Origin of the sequence: uncultured Shewanella sp., from assembly GCF_947497935.1 — a bacterium.
Lineage (GTDB): Bacteria > Pseudomonadota > Gammaproteobacteria > Enterobacterales > Shewanellaceae > Shewanella.
Map to the genome: position 1 here is coordinate 1 of NZ_CANMIO010000016.1, position 20,525 is coordinate 20,525.

General features: G+C 45.1%; 17 protein-coding genes and 2 tRNA genes. 4 read left to right on the top strand and 15 right to left on the bottom strand.

Annotation, left to right across the window (positions count from 1 at the left end; genetic code table 11):
- Positions 1 to 1,037: 1,037 nt before the first annotated feature.
- The 4 genes from gdhA to tyrP all read right to left on the bottom strand — a co-directional run bounded on the left by gdhA (position 1,038) and on the right by tyrP (position 5,083).
- Positions 1,038 to 2,381 (bottom strand): NADP-specific glutamate dehydrogenase, encoded by a 1,344-nt coding sequence (gene gdhA / locus Q1A86_RS16075; protein ID WP_299808569.1) that lies wholly within the window; start codon positions 2,379 to 2,381, stop codon positions 1,038 to 1,040.
- A gap of 820 nt (positions 2,382 to 3,201) precedes the next feature.
- Positions 3,202 to 3,292 (bottom strand) — tRNA-Ser (locus Q1A86_RS16080).
- Between the two features lie 333 nt (positions 3,293 to 3,625).
- A tRNA-Ser gene (locus Q1A86_RS16085) sits at positions 3,626 to 3,716 on the bottom strand.
- A gap of 164 nt (positions 3,717 to 3,880) precedes the next feature.
- On the bottom strand, positions 3,881 to 5,083 hold the full coding sequence (tyrP, locus tag Q1A86_RS16090; protein ID WP_299808570.1) for a tyrosine transporter TyrP: 1,203 nt from the start codon (positions 5,081 to 5,083) through the stop codon (positions 3,881 to 3,883).
- A 440-nt stretch (positions 5,084 to 5,523) separates the two neighbouring features.
- Here tyrP and Q1A86_RS16095 point away from each other — a divergent pair, with 440 nt between their 5' ends.
- Together Q1A86_RS16095 and Q1A86_RS16100 are read left to right on the top strand one after the other, a co-directional pair.
- Positions 5,524 to 6,033: a TlpA disulfide reductase family protein gene (locus tag Q1A86_RS16095; protein ID WP_299808572.1), complete on the top strand. Its 510-nt coding sequence runs from the start codon at positions 5,524 to 5,526 to the stop codon at positions 6,031 to 6,033.
- A 29-nt stretch (positions 6,034 to 6,062) separates the two neighbouring features.
- Positions 6,063 to 6,587, top strand: coding sequence for a GNAT family N-acetyltransferase (locus Q1A86_RS16100; protein ID WP_299808575.1), 525 nt, complete (start codon positions 6,063 to 6,065; stop codon positions 6,585 to 6,587).
- A gap of 164 nt (positions 6,588 to 6,751) precedes the next feature.
- Here Q1A86_RS16100 and Q1A86_RS16105 read toward each other — a convergent pair whose 3' ends face one another.
- Together Q1A86_RS16105 and Q1A86_RS16110 are read right to left on the bottom strand one after the other, a co-directional pair.
- Positions 6,752 to 7,357, bottom strand: a complete 606-nt coding sequence (locus tag Q1A86_RS16105; protein WP_299808578.1) for a hypothetical protein — start codon at positions 7,355 to 7,357, stop codon at positions 6,752 to 6,754.
- 97 nt (positions 7,358 to 7,454) lie between these two features.
- Positions 7,455 to 8,009 (bottom strand): hypothetical protein, encoded by a 555-nt coding sequence (locus Q1A86_RS16110; RefSeq protein ID WP_299808581.1) that lies wholly within the window; start codon positions 8,007 to 8,009, stop codon positions 7,455 to 7,457.
- 272 nt (positions 8,010 to 8,281) lie between these two features.
- Here Q1A86_RS16110 and ubiD point away from each other — a divergent pair, with 272 nt between their 5' ends.
- Complete coding sequence (gene ubiD, locus Q1A86_RS16115; protein ID WP_299808584.1) at positions 8,282 to 9,763, top strand: 4-hydroxy-3-polyprenylbenzoate decarboxylase; 1,482 nt, start codon at positions 8,282 to 8,284, stop codon at positions 9,761 to 9,763.
- A 109-nt stretch (positions 9,764 to 9,872) separates the two neighbouring features.
- Positions 9,873 to 10,583, top strand: a complete 711-nt coding sequence (gene fre, locus Q1A86_RS16120; RefSeq protein WP_299808587.1) for an NAD(P)H-flavin reductase — start codon at positions 9,873 to 9,875, stop codon at positions 10,581 to 10,583.
- A 79-nt stretch (positions 10,584 to 10,662) separates the two neighbouring features.
- On the opposite strand, the gene Q1A86_RS16125 is transcribed toward fre, so the two are convergent.
- From Q1A86_RS16125 to Q1A86_RS16165, 9 genes are all read right to left on the bottom strand, one after another.
- Complete coding sequence (locus Q1A86_RS16125) at positions 10,663 to 11,667, bottom strand: substrate-binding domain-containing protein (protein WP_299808591.1); 1,005 nt, start codon at positions 11,665 to 11,667, stop codon at positions 10,663 to 10,665.
- 116 nt (positions 11,668 to 11,783) lie between these two features.
- A complete protein-coding gene (rbsK, locus tag Q1A86_RS16130; RefSeq protein WP_299808594.1) occupies positions 11,784 to 12,701 on the bottom strand; it encodes a ribokinase in 918 nt (305 codons plus the stop codon).
- A gap of 124 nt (positions 12,702 to 12,825) precedes the next feature.
- On the bottom strand, positions 12,826 to 13,725 hold the full coding sequence (rbsB, locus tag Q1A86_RS16135; protein WP_299808597.1) for a ribose ABC transporter substrate-binding protein RbsB: 900 nt from the start codon (positions 13,723 to 13,725) through the stop codon (positions 12,826 to 12,828).
- A gap of 86 nt (positions 13,726 to 13,811) precedes the next feature.
- Positions 13,812 to 14,786, bottom strand: coding sequence for a ribose ABC transporter permease (rbsC, locus tag Q1A86_RS16140; RefSeq protein ID WP_299808600.1), 975 nt, complete (start codon positions 14,784 to 14,786; stop codon positions 13,812 to 13,814).
- Entirely contained in the window at positions 14,783 to 16,288 is a 1,506-nt protein-coding gene (rbsA, locus tag Q1A86_RS16145; protein WP_299808603.1) for a ribose ABC transporter ATP-binding protein RbsA, read from the bottom strand. Before rbsA ends, rbsC begins: the two co-directional genes overlap by 4 nt.
- Positions 16,289 to 16,305: 17 nt before the next feature.
- The gene (gene rbsD, locus Q1A86_RS16150) at positions 16,306 to 16,725 is read right to left on the bottom strand and encodes a D-ribose pyranase (protein WP_299808606.1); all 420 of its coding nucleotides are present in this window, start codon (positions 16,723 to 16,725) and stop codon (positions 16,306 to 16,308) included.
- Positions 16,726 to 17,317: 592 nt separating this feature from the next.
- Positions 17,318 to 18,601, bottom strand: coding sequence for a winged helix-turn-helix domain-containing protein (locus Q1A86_RS16155; protein ID WP_299808609.1), 1,284 nt, complete (start codon positions 18,599 to 18,601; stop codon positions 17,318 to 17,320).
- 175 nt (positions 18,602 to 18,776) lie between these two features.
- A complete protein-coding gene (locus Q1A86_RS16160) occupies positions 18,777 to 19,601 on the bottom strand; it encodes an ABC transporter permease subunit (RefSeq protein ID WP_299808612.1) in 825 nt (274 codons plus the stop codon).
- Positions 19,602 to 19,605: 4 nt separating this feature from the next.
- Positions 19,606 to 20,514, bottom strand: a complete 909-nt coding sequence (locus Q1A86_RS16165; RefSeq protein WP_299808615.1) for an ABC transporter ATP-binding protein — start codon at positions 20,512 to 20,514, stop codon at positions 19,606 to 19,608.
- Between the last annotated feature and the right edge of the window lie 11 nt (positions 20,515 to 20,525).

Genomic DNA, 20,525 nt, shown 5'->3' on the forward strand with positions numbered 1-20,525 from the left:
CAAGCGATGATTTCTTATACAAGGCACATCAAGTGAAGCTCTTAAACCGCTTTTCACCTAAGATTAATTTCCGTAGAGATTAACCTCTTATCTCCTTGTTAAAAGAGATACTGATTTAGCTGCAAGTCCCGTCCTATCTAGCTTAACGCTGGGTAGTTGGCCTGCTGCTCCGTGTCAGTGGGGTCGCATTATAGGGAGTTTTCAGATCAGCGCAAGCGCTTTTTTAAAGAAAAATACATTTAATTTTTATACCTTCATAAAGCACAGCCAAGCAACAACTTACACACAGAGTTATACACAAATTAGGAGGTGACAACCAAATATTGATGCACTCATACACTATCAACCCTCACATTTATGGGAATATCTACTGCCTTAAAAGTTTGGATTCAGTGTTGTGAAAGCCCAATAGTTAGGATTGATGCTTATATAAGTACAACTTTTTCAATTTAGTACTCTCCTATCGAATAAGGTAATCCCAAAAGGGGCCGATTTTGCTATTAAACAGGCTAAAGCTAATCTCATTCAACCAGATCTCCCCATGCCTTATATCTCTGCTCTTTTACGTAAGGGTTGCGCTCACTACAATAGCCCTGCCTTTATAAGAGTAGAGATATTTATTACTTTATAAAGGAGCCTATCCATTGCCATTGATATCTGTTCGTTTGTATTGCAGCCCTTATTGGTCGAAATCGTATACCGAGCTTCAAATAGATAGCTATATAGGTTGCGCTCCTCTTTAATAGCAACTCCTTCCTTATATAGTCGTAATCGCTCAACCTTACTTCTTCCGAGCTTGTTGGCAGTGCCATTAGTAATCTGGTCACTATGCTTCATCTGTCCCACACTCATATTTAGAAAGTTCGGTAAGATAGTCGCTCTAAGACAGTTTTAGGTATAGATATGAGTTTGTTCGCTAGATTCAGCCTATATATCTAACTAGCAATATATTTATAACCTGTAATTACAAATGGCTGCTCAAGGCCAGAAATGAAAAAAGGGCCAAATGGCCCTTTTATAAATTCAATTTTTATCGCTTAGTAGACGCCTTGCGCCTTCATAGCATCGGCTACCTTTACAAAGCCCGCAACGTTAGCCCCTAACTCGTAGTTAATATGCTCATCTTCACGGCCGTACTCTTCACAAGTTGCATGGATGGAATACATGATGTCGCGCAGACGCATATCCACTTCTTCACGACTCCAGCTCAGACGCAGCGCATTTTGGCTCATCTCAAGACCTGAGGTTGCCACGCCCCCCGCGTTTGCAGCTTTACCAGGTGCGAATAACACCTTTGCTTCATGCATCAAAATAATGGCTTCAGCGGTACTTGGCATATTCGCGCCTTCAGCAACCATCTGCACACCATTTTCAATCAGCATTCTGGCATGTTCCGCATCAAGCTCATTCTGAGTCGCGCAAGGTAGAGCGATTTCTGCAGCAAACTGCCATGGCGTGCCTCCTGTGACATACTCTAGACCATTCTCATAGGCGTAATCGGCAACGCGTCCGCGACGATCGTTTTTCACTTCCATCAGCTTAGCCAGTTTCTCAGGAGTAAAACCTTCAGGATCGAATACCACACCGCTAGAATCTGATGCAGTAATCACTTTACCGCCCATCTCCATCGCTTTTTCGATGGCATACTGCGCTACGTTACCCGAACCAGATACAGTAACAGTCTTACCTTCTAAAGTTTCGCCTTTTGCCTTTAGCATAGCTTCAACGAAATACAGTAGTCCGTAACCCGTGGCTTCTGGGCGAATTAAGCTGCCACCAAATGACAAACCCTTACCAGTAAACACACATTCGGCACTATTGGTTAGTTTTTTCATCATACCTGTCATGTAACCCACTTCACGCGCGCCCACACCGATATCGCCAGCAGGCACATCGGTATCGGCGCCTAAGTGTCGATGTAACTCTAACATCAACGCCTGACAGAAGCGCATGACCTCACCTTCACTTTTGCCTTTAGGATCGAAATCGCTACCGCCCTTACCGCCGCCCATAGGTAATGTCGTAAGCGCATTCTTGAATGTTTGCTCAAAAGCTAAAAACTTAAGCACCGACTGATTAACCGAAGGATGGAAACGCATACCGCCCTTGAAAGGACCAATAGCAGAGTTGTGCTGGATTCTAAATGCACGGTTTACCTGCACTTTACCTTGGTCATCAACCCAAGAAACACGGAACTGGATCAAGCGCTCAGGCTCAACAAGACGCTCTAAAATGCCGGCATTTAAATATTCAGGGCGCGCCGCAACAAAAGGCCAAATTGAAGTGAGTACTTCTTTCACTGCCTGTAAAAACTCAGGTTGATTAGGGTTACGCTCAGCAACGGTAGAAAGAAAACTATCAAGAGTCAGATCGCAGCTCATTTGGGTGCTCCAGGGTATACAAAGAATTGAGATAGCTACTGCTTGGAATGCGCTTAAACACGCCTGCAGTTATTTTGTGAATTGGTTTATATCAGCATTTGATAGTTAATGAATACAAGACTTTACCGAACCTGCGTGTTACCTCAAGAAAATCAAACATTCTCACTAGCTAATGATAATTCCCCAACAAAACGCCAAATAAAAAGAGAAATCAGCAAACTTTGCGAATAGCGCTTTTTGCTTGTTCAAATTTCAGCTAGTACATCTAAAAAAGAAGCAATAAATAGCGAGTTTCTACAGGTTAGAGGAGAGTAAGAATCTATTTTTACTAAGAAAGAGAGTAATTGAAGCTTGAGGTTATGCTTTACAAACCGATGACTGCTGACTTTGGGCCTCTTTAAATAGCAGGCCACCTGCTATCTTCTTTATATCCGAAACGAAAAAGGGCTTCCCTCTCTCTATCATGAAGAATGGAAGCCCTCTCTCTAAATGTGGCGTAGAGGTAGAGACTTAAACCCTACATATATGTGCTATAAACCCATTAGGTTACAGATACGAAAAAGCCCCAGCATTTCTGCTGGGGCTCATCTAAATGTGGCTGAGGATAGCTGGCTCTGGATAATAGGAACCCTGAGGTTCTAATCAGCTTTATATCCGAAACCAAAAAGGGCTTCCGCTCTTTATTACAAGAATGGAAGCCCTTTCTCTAAATGTGGCGTAGAGGTAGAGACTTGAACCCTACATATATGCGCTATAAACCCATTAGGTTACAGATACGAAAAAGCCCCTAGCATTTCTGCTAGGGGCTTCATCTTGAATATGGCGGAGGGATAGGGATTTGAACCCTAGATGGGCTATAAACCCATGCCGGTTTTCAAGACCGGTGCATTCGACCACTCTGCCATCCCTCCGAACGCCGGTGATAATAGGGATACTCAGCGTCATTGTAAAGCCTATTTTCACCGAACTGGTTAGTTTGCACAAAAACTCAGCGCAACAGGCCCATTTCACCAAGTTCTGCTGCAAATCTAATCTAGATAAGACATCACAATCTGGACTGCTTTAACCACACACCATCTATACGACTATTCCTCTTGAATAAAAAGAGGAAGCTCCCCCTCTAAATGTAACAGAGGCATAGCTGACTTTAATTATCCGTAAATAACAGGAACCCAAGGGTTCTAATCAGCTTTATATCCGAAACGAAAAAGGGCTAGTCTTTCGACTAGCCCTTTCTCTAAATGTGGCGGAGGGATAGGGATTTGAACCCTAGATGGGCTATAAACCCATGCCGGTTTTCAAGACCGGTGCATTCGACCACTCTGCCATCCCTCCGAACGCCGCTGATAATAGGGATACTCGACTTCAATGTAAAGCCTATTTCGACTCAAGTGTCTAAAAAACCAGCCAACAATACAAAATACTGCTTAGTTAACTAATTTTTAGTCAATTACCACTTAAAATCAGCGGAACTTCTTGGCTTTTAACTTATCGACCTATCAACCAACTGAAGGTAGCAGGTTAAACATCTGCATCAATTGCACACTGATAATCAATACACCAGCTAAGCCTGCCGCTACTAAGCCTACCTTACCGCCTTTTACTCTGTATCCCTGTAAACCGACCTGCTTACGCTGTGCCGTAACCATAGCGACAGGCAGGAAAACAGCCAGAATGACCAAGGCAAAGGCTGCGTAACCTAATGCGGTAATAAACCCTTGAGGGTAGAACAGAGCAAAGCCTAACGGTGGTAAGAAAGTCACTAAGCCAACCTGCACTCTATGGCTAGCCTTGGTGCTGCGCTTTAGTAGATCAGAGATGAAGTCGAATAGACCTAGGCTTACCCCCAGGAAAGAAGTCGCTAGCGCTAGGTCAGCAAAGATAGATACCGCATTGGCAATCATTGGGTTATCTAGCATTCGGCTCAAAGAGGCGATAAAGCCATTCAAGCTTTGGCTGCCCATTAAGTCTTCCTGAGGCAATACGCCATGGCTAGCTAGCATCCATAGTAGGTATATCATCAATGGCAATGCAGACCCGACAACAATGATCCAGCGTAACGCCTTAGTATCTTTACCTAAATAACGTACAACCGATGGAATAGAGCCATGAAAACCAAAAGAGGTGAAGATAACAGGTAATGACGCAAACACTAAACCTTGGTGAACAGGCAGTTCGACTAGGTTTTCTACCGATACATGGGGTAAAAGCAGGAACAGCATGACCACTAATGCAATCAATTTAAGCGAAAACAAGCTGCGGTTTATCAGATCCACTGAACGAGTACCGATGGCTACTACTGTGCCTATCAATAAGGTAAAAATGATTGCCCCAGCTTGCATTGGCAGTTCCAGTCCAAACCAGCTGGTTAATTTACTGTGGATCTGTTCGCCTCCCCCTGCAATGTAGGCGGCGCATAATGCGTAGAATAGAAACATCATCGAAAAGCTGGCTATAAGCTGCCCTTTTCGCCCTAATAGCTTATGCGCCAAGGTATGTAAGGTCGCATCAATAGGGGCGTGTTGATGTACTTCAATCATCAGCAGCGCGGTATAGGTCATTAGTGACCAAATCAGTAGCATGATGATGCTAGCCATACCAAAGCCAAGACCCGATGCGGCCAGAGGTAATGCCAGCATTCCTGCGCCAATTGTTGTACCAGCAATAATTAGCATGCTACCGAAGGTTTTACTTTTGTTCATTTATGGTGTTCCAAATATATGAGTTTGAGTTCGGAACAGGCTTTGATGGTGGCCGACTTCCGAAAGAAATGGAATTGCCACAATGGAGTGATTTAAAACATGAGGGGGAATGAAAATAACCTCTATCTACGCCATTGTGGCTATCGATAGTAATATGCTTCTTGTGGTGTTAATAACACGTAATATTCCTTGATAGACTCTGTTAATCAACAACTTAATAAACAGAACAATGTGTAAGCCACCACGATATGTTGTCCTAGTTCAACTGTCAACAACCCTGTTATATTTATTGCTGAATAACCGATACCAAGCCCCTCCTCATGACTGCCTATATATAAAACAAAACCAGCTAATCGAGTTACATGCTGTTGCAAGCAAGGCTTATACATTCTGTTAAACCTCTGCTACTTTAAAGGCAAGTTAATGAGAATGGATGCAAAATGAAAGCCTTTAGCTCAAAGAAAGCCGTTAAACTCCTCTTTACCAGCCTATTACTATTAACCATTAACGGCTGCGCCAGGTCCCCTGGCCAAGTTGAATACCTGACCTATGTAAAACCTGGCGATAGCGTACCAGTTGCGCGCTTTGTTGATACTCACGGCAACACGCTGGATCTCAACGAGTCGACAAACAATAAGTTACTGATCTTATTCGCCACTTGGTGTTCCGATTCACAGCGAACCATGAAGCACCTCGCCAACTCAGATCTACACCTGAGCCCTAATGTAGACATCATAGGTATTGGCCGTGAAGAGAGCGACGCAGCACTGGATAAGTTCGCCAGCGAATATGAGCTGAACTTCCCTTTGGTTGCAGATCCCGATAGGCACATCTATGCACAATTTGCCAATGTAGGTGTTCCAAGATTGATCTTATTAGATGCCAACAACAAGGTAGTCAAAACCATCATAGGTGAGACAGAAAATGCCATTACAGATGTCATTTGGTAATAGTTAAAACAAGGAGAGAGCTACAGTCCATGAGCAAAATCATTACCGAAACAGCACGCTTAATAATTAGAGAGTTTAACCTCGACGATGCCCAAGCTGTGTATGACTTTAACGCCGATGAAAGAGTCAACCTATACACGGGCGATGCAGGAGCCGTTAAATCACTTGCCGATGCCGAGCGAATTATTCGTGATATTTGGCTGGATGAATATTTTCAATTTGGTTACGCCCGTTGGGCTGTCGTATTAAAAGAAAACAACAAAGTAATTGGTTTTTGTGGCTTTAAAAATGACCATCGTATCGATGAAACAGATATCGGTTATCGCTTTGCTCCAGAGTATTGGGGCAAAGGCTACGCCACAGAGGCAAATCAAGCTTGCATTGATTACGCTAAAGCGCACATGGATTTAGATTATATTGTTGGCGATGTCGTTGAGATAAATCACGCCTCTATCAATGTACTCAAAAAGCTAGGTATGACCTTTAATAAAAAGTTTCAAGACTTAGGCTTTAGCATTCAGCGCTACGACATGTACCTTAAAAGTAGAAGTTAATCACAGCTGCCAACTCCAGCATTAAAAAGCCCCATGATTCTGCGAGTCATGAGGCTTTTTAATACTATCAAGTCACCGCTTTAGCCTGGACTTCCTCCTAAACCTTTTAGCTTATAACGTGCTGTTGGTAGCTTCTAGCGAATTGCTTTCTTTGTACAAGGCTCTTAGCTAACGGCTTTTTCAATCTGTGTATCGCAAACCTGTAATTGCGAAGGGGTTAAACTATTCAAGTGCTCAATCAGCTTGAAACACAGTTCAATATATTGAATCGCCTCAGCTTTACCCACTTCATAACCTACCGCATGAGCAACGCGATTACGTAATTGACGTAACTCACTAAATAATTTGCCTTGTTTGGTGTTAATCAGCTGTTCACTGATCAAGATATTTTCAATGTGCTTATAGCGAGTATTCTTATCTAAGGTAATGTTGTTACAGTGAGACTTAATCAACCGCTCGGCAGTAAGATCCACTTGCTCCCACGCTTCGATGATAGCCGAGTTGGGCAGGTGGGTGGCCGATGCGATAAGCAAAGTTTTGTTATCTGTCTTTAACTCAGGAAACACACCTTCAGCTTGTTGAGTAACAGCTTTTAAACCTTGACCAAACTCCAGCTCGAGATCTTTAAACTTTAACTTTTTTGCTAGGGGGATCAACTTAGCTAGAGGGCGCTTTAGGCTCATCACTGCAAACACTAACACTGCAGGCCAAACAAGCTTATCCAGCAAGGCGATAGTGAATTCCATCCAACTCATTATGCTATTCTCCATTTAGCGCGCTTCCCTGTTTTGACTTTACCCTCGTCAGGGTAACAAGATTATTCGGCCGATAAAACTAGACTAAACAAACATGCTAGCTGACAAGCTATCAGTTTATCTTCTGATAGGTTTTAGTATTCCAGTCAAACACATACTCAACGCCTTGCCACTCATACACAGTGCGCCCATCTCGCTGAATAACCCGCGCATTATCAGGCAATCGATTTAGTCCTGTTGAATAGCTAACGCTAGTCGTTACCCGCTCGGGCGGCGCAACCACTTTAGGCTCAGGGACTTTATACGTTTGTCTGTCGTAGCGGTAAGGATAAATATAGCGGCTGTTATAACCATAAGGGTAACCCCAACGAGAGCCCATTCCCCAGTTATAACCTGGACGCCATCCCGGCCGGTAATAGCGGCCACGATAGGGATAAGAGTACCAATTGTTAGAAACACCCACATTCCAGCGCCAAGGATCGCGATAATCATAATTGCTCCAGCCAACCCCTACACTGACGTTATTGATTACCGATGAATTGGCAAAGAGGTATCTGTGTTGCTGGTTGACAAACTGGCTTGGTGATGAAGTCGCAGCGCTTAATACGCCGGAAACTAATGCGCCGAAGACTAAAAGGAAGCTCAGACTCCATTTAACGGTATTCATGATCATCCTCCTCGAAACTCTGTAATGATGCTTCGCTAGCCGAATAGCAACAGCTACATAGTAATGATGCTTGGCTAACCACTTAAGTTAATCTTACGCTTAATAACTCCGTTCGCCAATGTCAGGTCTAAACCGTGACAGGACAACTAATCGAAGTTCAGCAATAGCTGAATAATTGCGATACCACGCTTTGATGAACAAGCGTTTAACGCACGTTGGAATAGTGCTATAGTGCGCGCCATATCACAGTTTATAGCGATGAGAATTCCCCTATGAGTTTTAAGGATTTACGCAGCTTTATAGACCACTTAGAAACCAATGGTGAGCTTAAGCGTATTAGTCATCCCGTCGATCCTCATTTGGAAATGACAGAGATAGCCGATCGTGTATTGCGCGCTAAAGGTCCCGCTCTGTTATTCGAAAACCCTGTCGGCAACGAGATGCCTGTGCTGGCTAACCTTTTTGGCACGCCAAAACGCGTAGCCATGGCATTAGGCAAAGAAGATCCTCTCGCGCTACGCGATGTGGGAGAGCTGCTGGCTTTTTTGAAAGAGCCCGAGCCACCACGCGGCTTTAAAGACGCTATTTCAAAAATCCCCATGTTTAAACAAGCGTTAAACATGCCACCTAAAACCGTGCGCAATCCACCTTGCCAGCAAGTGGTTAAAACTGGTGATGATGTCGACTTAACTAAACTGCCTATTCAGCACTGCTGGCCTGGCGATGTAGCGCCATTGGTTACTTGGGGATTAACCATAACTAAGGGCCCACGCCAAAAACGCCAAAACTTGGGTATTTACCGCCAGCAATTACTCGGTAGAGACAAGTTGATTATGCGCTGGCTTGACCACCGCGGCGGCGCACTCGACTTTAAAGATTTCAAAGAAAAGCATCCTGGTGAACGCTACCCTGTGGTTGTTGCCTTAGGTGCCGATCCAGTAACCATCTTGGGCGCGGTAACGCCAGTGCCTGATGCCATGAGCGAATACGCCTTTGCAGGGCTACTTCGCGGCGAGCGCACCGAAGTTTGTAAGGCCCTAAGTTGTGACTTAGAAGTCCCTGCCACCAGCGAAATCATCTTAGAGGGTTATATCGACCCAGACGAGATGGCCGAAGAAGGCCCCTACGGTGACCACACAGGTTATTACAACGAAACCGACTCGTTCCCAGTGTTTACGGTCACTCACATCACCCATAGAAAGGATGCGATTTACCACAGTACCTACACAGGCCGTCCACCAGATGAACCAGCCATGTTAGGTGTGGCACTGAACGAAGTTTTCGTGCCAATTTTGCGTAAACAGTATCCAGAAATCATCGATTTTTACCTGCCGCCTGAAGGCTGCTCGTATCGTATGGCGGTGATCTCTATTCGTAAGCAATACCCAGGTCATGCAAAACGGGTGATGATGGGGGCATGGTCTTTCCTACGCCAGTTTATGTACACCAAGTTTATTGTCGTGGTCGACGAAGATGTTAATTGCCGCGACTGGAACGATGTGATCTGGGCGATAACCACACGTATGGATCCTAAACGCGATACTGTGATGATCGAAAACACCCCTATCGATTATCTCGACTTTGCCTCACCAGTGGCAGGCCTTGGCTCTAAGATGGGAATGGATGCTACCAATAAGTGGGAAGGCGAAACCGACCGCGAATGGGGAACTCCTATCGTAATGGATGAAGCTGTTAAGCAAAAAGTCGATGCAATCTGGGACGATCTTGGCATTGACGATGCACCAACCCTATAACTATATTGCGCTAAACATTAGCTAGCCTTTATATTGCCTGCTGGCCCACAGCAGGCGCACAAATTTATACAAATTAAGCTTCCAAAGAGAAGCGCATCAAGGAATAAAGATGAACACTATTAGTTGCACGATTGAAAAAGTAGCGCCATTTAATAACGCGGTATATCAAGTAATTTTAAAGCCTAGCACTGCGTTTGATTTTAAAGCGGGCCAGTACCTTTGCGTGGTCATGGGCGAGAAAGACAAGCGTCCATTTTCTATCGCTTCAGCCCCTGATGCTGAGCATATTGAGCTACATATCGGCGCAGCTGTCAGTGAGAGTTACCCGATGCAAGTGGTTGAACGTTTAAAAGAATGCCTAGCGTCAGGTAGTAGCATCGAGATTGAAGTTCCTGGCGGCGATGCCCATCTTCGTGCTGAAAGTGTGCGCCCTCGCCTACTGATTGCTGGCGGTACAGGCTTCTCCTATATCAAGAGTATTGTCGAGCAGAAGATTGCTTTAGGCCAAGAGATTGAAACGACGCTCTACTGGGGCTGCCGTAATCAAGATGCCATGTACTATGAAACTATCGCGCGTGAATGGCATGAGGCTCATCCATGGCTGAACTTTATCCCAGTTATCGAAGAAGCGGCAGATGACTGGAAAGGCAAGGAAGCGAACCTGCTTGAGCAGATCAAAGATGACTTTACCAGCTTAAAAGGCTACGACATCTATATTGCAGGCCGTTTCGATATGGTTGGCGCAGCGCGTGAAGTGTTCCGCACCATGGGCGTTGAAGAAGATCACCTCTACGGTGATGCGTTCGCGTTTATTAAATAAAACGTATTGATCGTAAGATCATAAAAGGCGATTGAATCACTATTACCAATAGCTGAATCAGTCGCCTTTTTTATTCAATTTATTTTTTACTCACGCTGGCACGCTCTGTCACTCGTGGCTCAATATCCATAAATTGCGGAGGCAAGCTTGGGTCGTGCAGCCGTGCAATCAATGCATTAACAGCCGCGGCGCCTAAACGCGCTTTTGACTGATGAATACTGGTTAGCGCTGGGGTCATAAATTTAGCCAACTGAATGTTATCGTAACCAATTACCGATAACTGCTCAGGGATCTGCACCCCTGTGCGCTGCGCTTCATGTAACACACCAATCGCCATCATGTCGTTACACACAAATAACGCACTCGGTAATTCGCCCGCCGCTTGTAGATTAGCAAATGCCGCCTTGCCACCCTCGGTTTCAAAGTTACCTTCAATTACCCAAGCAGGGTTAATCGGCAAGTTAGCCGCCGCCATAGCATCCACAAATCCTTGGTAACGTAAATCTGCCTGCTGGCGATTACGCGGACCGGTAATACAACCGATTTGCGTATGGCCGTTATCAATCAAATATTGCGTCGCTAGGACGCCGCCTTGGCGCGAGTGGCCTTGAATTTTGTCACATGGAAACTCCACTTGGCCCCAATCCATCACCACAACGGGTAACCCACCCAATCGGCGATAGATCAGCGCATCGTCGCCTTCGAGCATGGCGCACATCATGATTAACCCATCGACGCGGCGCTCGATTAAGGTGGTTAATGAGCGCTTTAATCGCTGGGCATCACCTTCGGTATTACACAGAATAAGGTTATAACCTTGCTGATAACAGGCTTGCTCAACACTGCGTACTACCTCGGCATAAAACGGGTTAGTCGAGGTGGTCACTAACATACCGATAGTTTTAGTGCAGTTCTGTTTAAGGCTGCGAGCCACCGCAGAAGGGCCATGATAATTTAACTGCTGCGCAGCATCTTGCACTCGCTTAGCAATATCATCACTTACAAAGCGGGTACCATTCATCACATGGCTCACGGTCGACGTGGATACGCTGGCAAGTTTGGCAACATCTTTCATGGTGGCCATGGGTTAACTTCCTATCTGAATTACACTGTTCTTTATACTGTGGCTAACGATTTTATATCGATTTGATTGATGACTCTCTATTTAAACACTGTTAAACAAAGAGTCACCGAAATAAGTTACTGTGCCGCAATAAACTGCTCAACTTCATTCCGCGTAGGAATAGAAGTTTGTGCGCCAAAGCGAGTGACTGAAATGGCCGCTGCGCCGTGGGCAAATACCACAGCATCGTCGATAGCTTTGCCTTCAAGTAATCCCGTCACAAACGCTCCGTTGAAAGTATCACCAGCTGCTGTAGTATCGGTAGCTTTTACCTTAAAGCCGGGGATAATTTTACCTGCGCCTTGCTCACTTAAATACACACCTTTTGCGCCTAGAGTAATCATCACAGTCGCAATGCCTTTGTCGTGCAGCACTTGAGCGGCTTTAGCTGCGCTATCAACGTCAGTCACGGCAACACCCGTTAATAGTTCGGCTTCAGTCTCATTTGGGGTAATGATATCGACCATAGCCAAGAGTGAATCTGGTAGGCGACACGCAGGAGCTGGGTTTAATACCACTTTAGTTGCTTGTGTTTTAGCAATGCTCGCAGCCAGTTCAATACCCGCTAATGGCGTTTCTAGCTGCATCAAAAGATATTGGGCTTGCTCAATCTTTGCCGAATGCTGCTCAACAATTTCAGCCGTTAGGGCATCATTAGCCTCAGCTGCGATACAGATGCTGTTTTCACCACAGTCACTCACCTGGATCATCGCAATGCCCGTTGGGGTATTATCAATCATGTGTACAGCTGAAATATCCATACCGTCGCTAGCAAAAGTCTGGCGAATATTTTGACCAAAGCTATCATCACCTACGCAGGCAATAAAGCCTATATCGGCGCCAAGACGTGCAGCGGCAACCGCCTGATTCGCGCCTTTACCACCAGGGATCACTTGGTAGTTACGGCCATGCAGGGTTTCACCCGGACGTGGGAAAGAAGGCACTTGAAGCACATGGTCGGCATTGACACTGCCTAAAACAATTAACTGAGACATTTACATATTCCTTGATGTTCTCTGACTCGCGGCCAACTTAGTTTGATGTTGGGCTCAGAGGAAAATGCGCCTAGATATTAACTCTCCTGACGCCAAATACTAGTGTGACAAATTGCCGCTTACATTACTGTGTTTGAGTAATGATTTTTAACGCAACAGGGATAGATTTTTCAACGAATTGGCCTTTTAAAATTCTATCTGCTGTCATAATCGCCGTTGCACCGAGTAGCTCAGGTTGCTGAGCTACGGTTGCCGACAGTTGCTGGCGTCTAACCGCCGCAATACCTTCATCAGTGCCGTCAAAGCCAATCACCATAATATCTTTACCCGCCGCTTCAATCGCGCGCAGCGCGCCTAAGGCCATTTCATCATTTTGGGCAAACACCGCCTGTACATCACCATTGGCTGCCAGCATATTTTCCATCACGTTTAGGCCTTTCGAACGGTCAAAATCCGCAGGCTGGCTAGATAACATCACTAGGTGATTGGCTATCACTGCGTTGCTAAAACCTTCGCCGCGCTCGCGAGCGGCAGAAGTACCGGCTATGCCCTCAAGCTGAATAACCTTAGCGCTCTCCCCGAGCGTCTCAGCAATAAACTGCCCGGCAAGCTCGCCACCAGCGATATTATCAGACGCAATATGACTCACGATATCGCCATGCTCTGCGGTTCTATCTAATGTCAGCACTGGAATGTTAGCGCGGTTAGCGGTGCGAATGGCATTGGTTACCGCTAACGCATCAGTCGGGTTGATCAAAATGGCCTTAACGCCACGCATGGTGAGATCTTCAACGTTTGCTAGCTCTTTGCTGGGATCGTTTTGCGAGTCCAGAGCAATCAGCTTATAACCAAGCTCTGCCGCTTTGGCTTCGGCACCGTCTTTCATGGTGACAAAAAAAGGATTGTTCATCGTCGATAGCACGATAGCAATCGCATCTTGTGCGCTGGCGCTAAAAGAACTGCTAGCCGACAGCAAGGCTGCAGACAAGAGAACTGACACTTTATGATTGGCAAGTCGCTTCATGGTAAACCTTTTCAATACAGTAAATGCAAAGGCAGAACTGGCATCTCTCTAGTTAGAGTTTTCGCTAAGTTCCGCCAATAAGGAGTCTAGGCTTTTTGCTTAGTGTCGATAAGCACCGCAAGTAAGATCACGCTGGCTTTGGCAATCATCTGATAGTAAGACGACACATCGAGCAGGTTTAAGGCGTTGTTCAAAAAGCCAATGATCAGTGCGCCAATTAAGGTACCCATGATACGCCCCTTGCCGCCCATTAAGCTGATTCCCCCTAACACGACCGCCGCAATCGCATCGAGCTCATAACCCATACCAGCCGTTGGTTGCGCCGACGATAAACGCGCAGTCACAATGAAGCCGGCAAGCGCTGCCATCGAGCCACAGATAGCGTAGGCTGCAATCTTAACCTTATCAACCGCAATACCCGATAAGCGTGCAGCAGACTCGTTGCCGCCTACCGCATAAATGTAACGGCCAAAACGAGTGTGGTTTAGTAAATACCAGGCGCCAGCAAATACGATGGCCATTAACCAAACCGGCACTGGAATACCGAGTACATAACCAGTCCCTAACCAGGTAAACGAATCAGCAGTTTCGCTAAAGCCTGTTGGTACTGGACGACCATCTGTGTATACCATGGTCACACCGCGCAATAGCGTCATGGTCACCAATGTCGCGATAAAGGCTTGTACCTTGCCCTTAGCAACAATAATGCCGCTAATTGCACCGAGTGCGGCACCAGCAATGAGCGCCACCGGTAAAGCCACTATCACAGGCACATCCAAACCGATTAAGGTCGCCACGATTGCACCACTTAAGGCCAATACCGAGCCGACACTTAAGTCGATCCCCGCGGTTAAAATCACGATAGTCATGCCCACGGCGATAATCGCGTTGATTGACGTCTGACGCAGAATATTAAGTAAGTTATCGACGGTTAAGAAATTAGGACTCAACAAGGAGACCGCAAAAATCAAACTAAACAGGGCGATGAGAGACTTGTTCTCAATCAACCAAGCTTTGTTAATACGCTTATAAAATGGCTGCGCTGTAATTGACTGGCTCATGCAATATCCTTGTTTAATGTTTTACCGACTGCACAAGCAAGAATGGATTCTTGATCTGCTTGGCATGCGTCAAATTCGCCAGAGATCTGGCCCTGATGCATCACTAAAATACGATCAGACATCCCCAATAACTCAGGCATATCTGATGACACCAAAATAATACTCATACCTTGAGCCTTGAAGCGGTTGATTAAGTCGTAGATCTCTTTCTTGGCTCCCACATCCACACCACGGGTTGGCTCATCTAAGATAAGCACCTGCGGTAAGGTCATTAAACCTTTAGCGATTGATACTTTCTGTTGATTACCGCCAGATAAATTACCGATGCGCGCATCACGGCTTGGGGTTTTAATATTAAAGGCATCGATATACTGATCGACTTCAATCATTTCATCGCGGTGACGCAGTTGTAGCCCAGTGCTTAACTTGGCTAGCGCGCTTATAGACATGTTTTCTTTTACTGATAGATCCAGCAGTAAGCCATCGCCTTTGCGGTCCTCTGAGATATAAGCAATACCGGCATCAAGCGCTTGTTGTGGGTTATTAATCTTAATATCACAGCCATTTAACGCTATCAGACCTTGGGTTTTAGTCTCAGCGCCAAAGATCATTTTCATCAACTCAGTGCGTCCAGCCCCCATTAACCCAGAAAAACCTAAGATTTCACCTTTGTTAAGGTTAAAGCTCACATTTTCAACCCCGGGACCCGATAGTTGATTGACTGCCATTCTGCAGCCTTTGTGGGTAATCGCGATACGTGGATATTGATCGGCGAGCTTACGCCCCACCATGCGCTCTATCAGTTGGTCTTCATCAATGTCACTAATCGCACATTCATGAATAAAGCCGCCATCCCTAAGCACTGTGACCGCATCACAAATGGTAAAAATCTCTTGCATGCGGTGCGAGATATAAACGATCCCGCAGCCTTGCTCACGTAACTCATTAATGACTTTAAACAGCGACTGGGTTTCAACATCGGTGAGGGCATCTGTCGGCTCATCCATGATGATAACTTTCGAGTCGAACGAGATAGCTTTGGCTATTTCAACCATCTGCTGCTCACCTAAACTCAGCCGACCGACCAATGTTTGCGGCGAATGAGATACAGATAAGCGTGCTAATAATGCGGCAGCTTGGGCATTCATCTCATCCCAAAGTATACGGCCAAAGCGTGAAGTGATTTCACGCCCAAGGAAGATGTTTTCGGCAATGGTGAGCTCAGGTAAAAGATTAAGCTCCTGATGAATAATGCTTATGCCAGCGGCTTGTGAATCACGTGGACCATCGAAGGTACGTGTCTTACCTTGATAAACAATACTGCCCGCATCTAAATTATAGATCCCGGTGAGTACTTTCATTAATGTCGATTTACCAGCACCGTTTTCTCCCATCAAGGCCATCACTTTACCTGGGTAAACATTTAAGCTGGCTTTATCTAGGGCTTTAACCCCTGGGAAAGACTTTTCAATGGCTTGTAACTGCAATATTGCTTCGGTCATTAGTGACTCCGATAAGCTTAAAATACAACACCGGTTTTAAAAATTACATTGGCATAAGGCGTGCATTCACCTGTACGGATCACCGCACGGCTGTGTCCCGTGCGCTGCTTAAACGCTTCATGGCTGATGTATTCAATCGAAAAAGTGCGTCCTGTTACTTGCTGCTCGGCTTCGATTTCGAGCAATAACGCTTGATGACACTCTGGGCTAACATCCGCAAACTCTTGCGCTAGTACAAGCCCCTCAACTTGCGAGCTAGCTAGCCAGATTTTAACGGTAGCAATAAAGCTCGGTACCCCATGAGTCAACGCCAAATCTATGCGCTGCACAGATGCTGGAATGGGTAATCCCGCATCACAAATAGTCACTTCATCGGTATGACCCAATATGGCAGCCAGATAGTTCATATCGGCATTGAGTAAAGCGTGTTTGTTCATCTATCAACCTAAGGCTTATCGCTAGCCATCGAAACGTTTCGATAGCAATTGCGAGCAGGGTAATCGAAACGTTTCGATATTGCATGGAGCAGCAATGAGATCTGTGAAGGATCTAACAAAAACGCCATAGTTCTATGGTGGATAAGAGGAAATTTATGAGGTTATCGGATTGATTTATCACGCTCTGGTTATTGCTGTACGATGTAAAAAAGGCAAAACATCTGATGCTGTTTTGCCTTTTTTGACTCGCGTGGCGGCATAAATGCCGACCTACAATAGGGTTAAGTCTTAGTTTTAAAAGAAGGGCCTAGCTCCTAGGACGCTTCGCTGCGAGGACGGGCTACGCCCTGCTAGAAAGAGCAAAAGCCAACAGCACTACCTTTGCCGCTGAGCTTTTGCTAGAACCTGCTCTGTATAGAACCTAGATTCTAGAACGCTGCGCGGCTAGAGCGGACTGCGTCCTGCTATACAATCAAAAGAAGCTCGCTGTAATCTTTTGCTTTTTCGTCTCAGCTTGTACCGTCTCAGCTTTATTCAGCTTTTCCTAGGGCCTAGGACCTCGAACCTGCTTTTAACCTAGAACCTGCTTTTATTAAAGCTTTACCTTATCGTACTCATACCAAGCCACTAGATTACCTAAGATAGGCACTATCCACACTGCGGTTTCAGAATCTTTATAGATGCGATAGAAATACAGATCGCTATCGATGATCTCGTGTTTACGAATTTCACGATAAAAGTGCATTGCAGATGAGCTTACTTGATCGGGCTTAATCAACTCTTTTTGAGCTACTTTGACATGGAATACATCCACATCTAAGTCATTAATTTTTTCGCGGTGCTGAGTAAAGTCACCTTTTATCTTATATTTGATCGGTGTGGTCTTACACTCTTCATCGGTCACGCAAGCAGCGGAATAAAACTTACCCGTTTTTTCACTTTCATAGATAAGTGACAAGCTAATATCGGAGCGCACCAGCATATTACCTTGTACCGGATAATACACGTCCGCATGATAATGATGCTCGATAAAACCACTGGTACCCGGCTCGTCATGAGGAATGATGACGCGGTTATAGCGAATACGCTGCTCCATCTCATGGGTAAGCTCAGTAAAGGTTTTCATATTCAAACCCGCTGGCGTCAAATCAATTGCGGTTATATTGATTAGGCCCTTGCCTGAACAGTTTTGCTTGTCAGCACCTGGGCACACCGCCATCGAATAATAATTACCATCGGTTAGCGCATAGCCATTAAACTTGCTCATGCCATCCAGATGATTAGACTCGGGGGCTAAGTGCTTTTGCCACATTGACGGGTGCAGATGTGCGACATTGTCTTTATGAATAAGCTGAACATCTTGCTTAACGCCACCAATATTCAACGGGATATTTTTGTTAGCATCCCAACTATTTTTAGCTTTTATCACACCGTGATAATCACTAAAGTACCAAACTGACAAAGCGATCAGCACGACAATAATAATCCCGCTTATTTTGACCAGTAATGAAACATCAACAATTGCTGCCCGTACTGATTCAGGATCATTGACCGCAAGCATTTTTATATGAGAACGGGTAGAGACATTAAGCTGATAGCCACGGCCGGCAATAGTGCGCAACATGACTTCAGGATAGGCTTCGAGTTTCTTTCTGAGGGTACTAACGCATTGAGTGAGCGAGGTTGCAGCAACAACGCGATCGGGCCAACCAGCTGCTAGCAACTCTTCTTTTGTACATACTGAACTAACAGCGAGAATTAATTGATGCAAAACCGCAGACTCTGACACCGTCAGGGTTATGGTTTTATTATTCGCATGATCAACTAATTGCTTAGCTTCTTCATCCAGCTCCAAGTATGGAGTAACTTTTAGCACCTTAAACCTCTACAAATCAATTCACTGTAACTCGGGCATTAATAAAACTTAATCTTAGTTTACTAAAAAATTTTATTAAAAACGTGATTTCGCCCTGAAATCAAATCAGCTATTAAAAATCAGCATGTTAATGTTCACATAACTAACATTTTAATTTCTAGCCCCCATTTTTTAATTACAAAGCTCGGCGTTTAAATAGTTGATTAGCAATAAACACTAAGGCTGTAACCCACAGTAACATCACACCATACAGCGCCCATTTACCCCAGGTAACAGTGGAAAGAATCGCCAAACTTCCATTACCGGCATCGGTGCCTAATAAATTAATGGCGCGATAAAGATCCGTTGGATTAAGTGCAATTAAGAAGTTGATTATATACTGATTAAAAAAGGCCAAGTCTGCAACTAATATTGTTAATAACAACAGATCATAAATGAGTACGAACACAAACCAAACGAACAGGATACTAGCAACAGCTTTCGCCTTCTCGGTGGATTTCAAACTGACAATATAACCCAGCAAAATAAAGGCGATAGCCAACAAAATGCTACTCAGAATAAATTGACCAAACTGAGCCAAACTCTTAGCGACGTCATAATCACCGCATGCCAAAAGTAGCAATGCGGTCAGTCCAAAAGCAAGGCTAATCGTAGCGCTCATGATCAGCCCATGACCTAACAACTTACCCAATAGAATTTGCAAACGAGTAATAGGATAAGACAGCAATAATAATAGAGTGCCAGATTCATCCTCCCCCACAAAGGCATCGTAGCTTACCAACATGGCCGCCAACGGAATAATAAACACCGAAACCGTCGACAAGCTTGATATCAAGGCATCCAATTGAGGTAACGCCAGATGACCCGCTACCGCACTGCCCGCAAAAGTGACACTCAAAGATAAGATTAAAAAGATTAGCGAGATAAATAACACCCAACGATTACGCAGGCTGTCTTGGATCTCTTTTTTAGCGATGACACATACCGGAGAGGTTAGCATTGGGTTAACTCACTACGTCAATTTGAGCACATTGCCCCATATAAAAATGATAAATATCGGCCAAAGCAGGCTCTTGCAAGCTAAAGTCATACTCTTGGCAGGCCGTGGTCAACAACTGTAGCGCCTTCGGCTTTGTTTGGTTGTCCAGCAATAATGCATTGTCGGCATACAGTGCAGCCAACTCAGGTTGTGAAGCCACATAGCGTGCAAGCTGAGGCGAAGTTAACCGAGTTTTCAGGCCACTGCCGGCTCTAAGCTGTGCAAGACTGCCCGATGCCAACGCCTGACCTTTTGCGAGAATAAGCGCGATATCGATATTGTGTTCAATCAGTGACAGCTCATGGGTACACACAATGACTCCACATCCCTGCAGCTTAAGCTCATCAATCTTGCCGTATAGGAACTTAGAGGCCACAGGATCGAGCCCCACAGTTGGCTCATCGAGTAGCAATAACTCAGGCTCACTTAAAATAGCTTGAGCAAAGCCAAGCCGCTGCTTCATTCCTTTAGAGTAGGTCTTTAATGCTCTATCTTGCGCATACTCTAAACCAAAGTCTTGTAGCAGTTGTTTAACCCGAACAGACTTCACGCCCTTTAGCGCGGCAAAGTAATTTAAGATCTCTTTGCCAGTTAACTTGTCATAAAAACTCACGTTTTCAGGTAAGTAACCAATCTTTAAATCGGCTCTATTCGTGAGGCTAAACAAGTTATTATCTAAAACCTTTACATCACCACTTGTTGGCTTAATTAGCCCCAACATAATTTTTATCAGGGTCGACTTGCCAGCACCATTATGCCCAAGCAGCGCCATTGTCTGACCCCGTTCAACCTCAAAGCTCACATCATTAAGCGCAACGAAATCTGCGAACTGATGCTTAATGTTTCGCGCTGAAACCGCTAAACAAGGATTCATTTTTTCTCCGA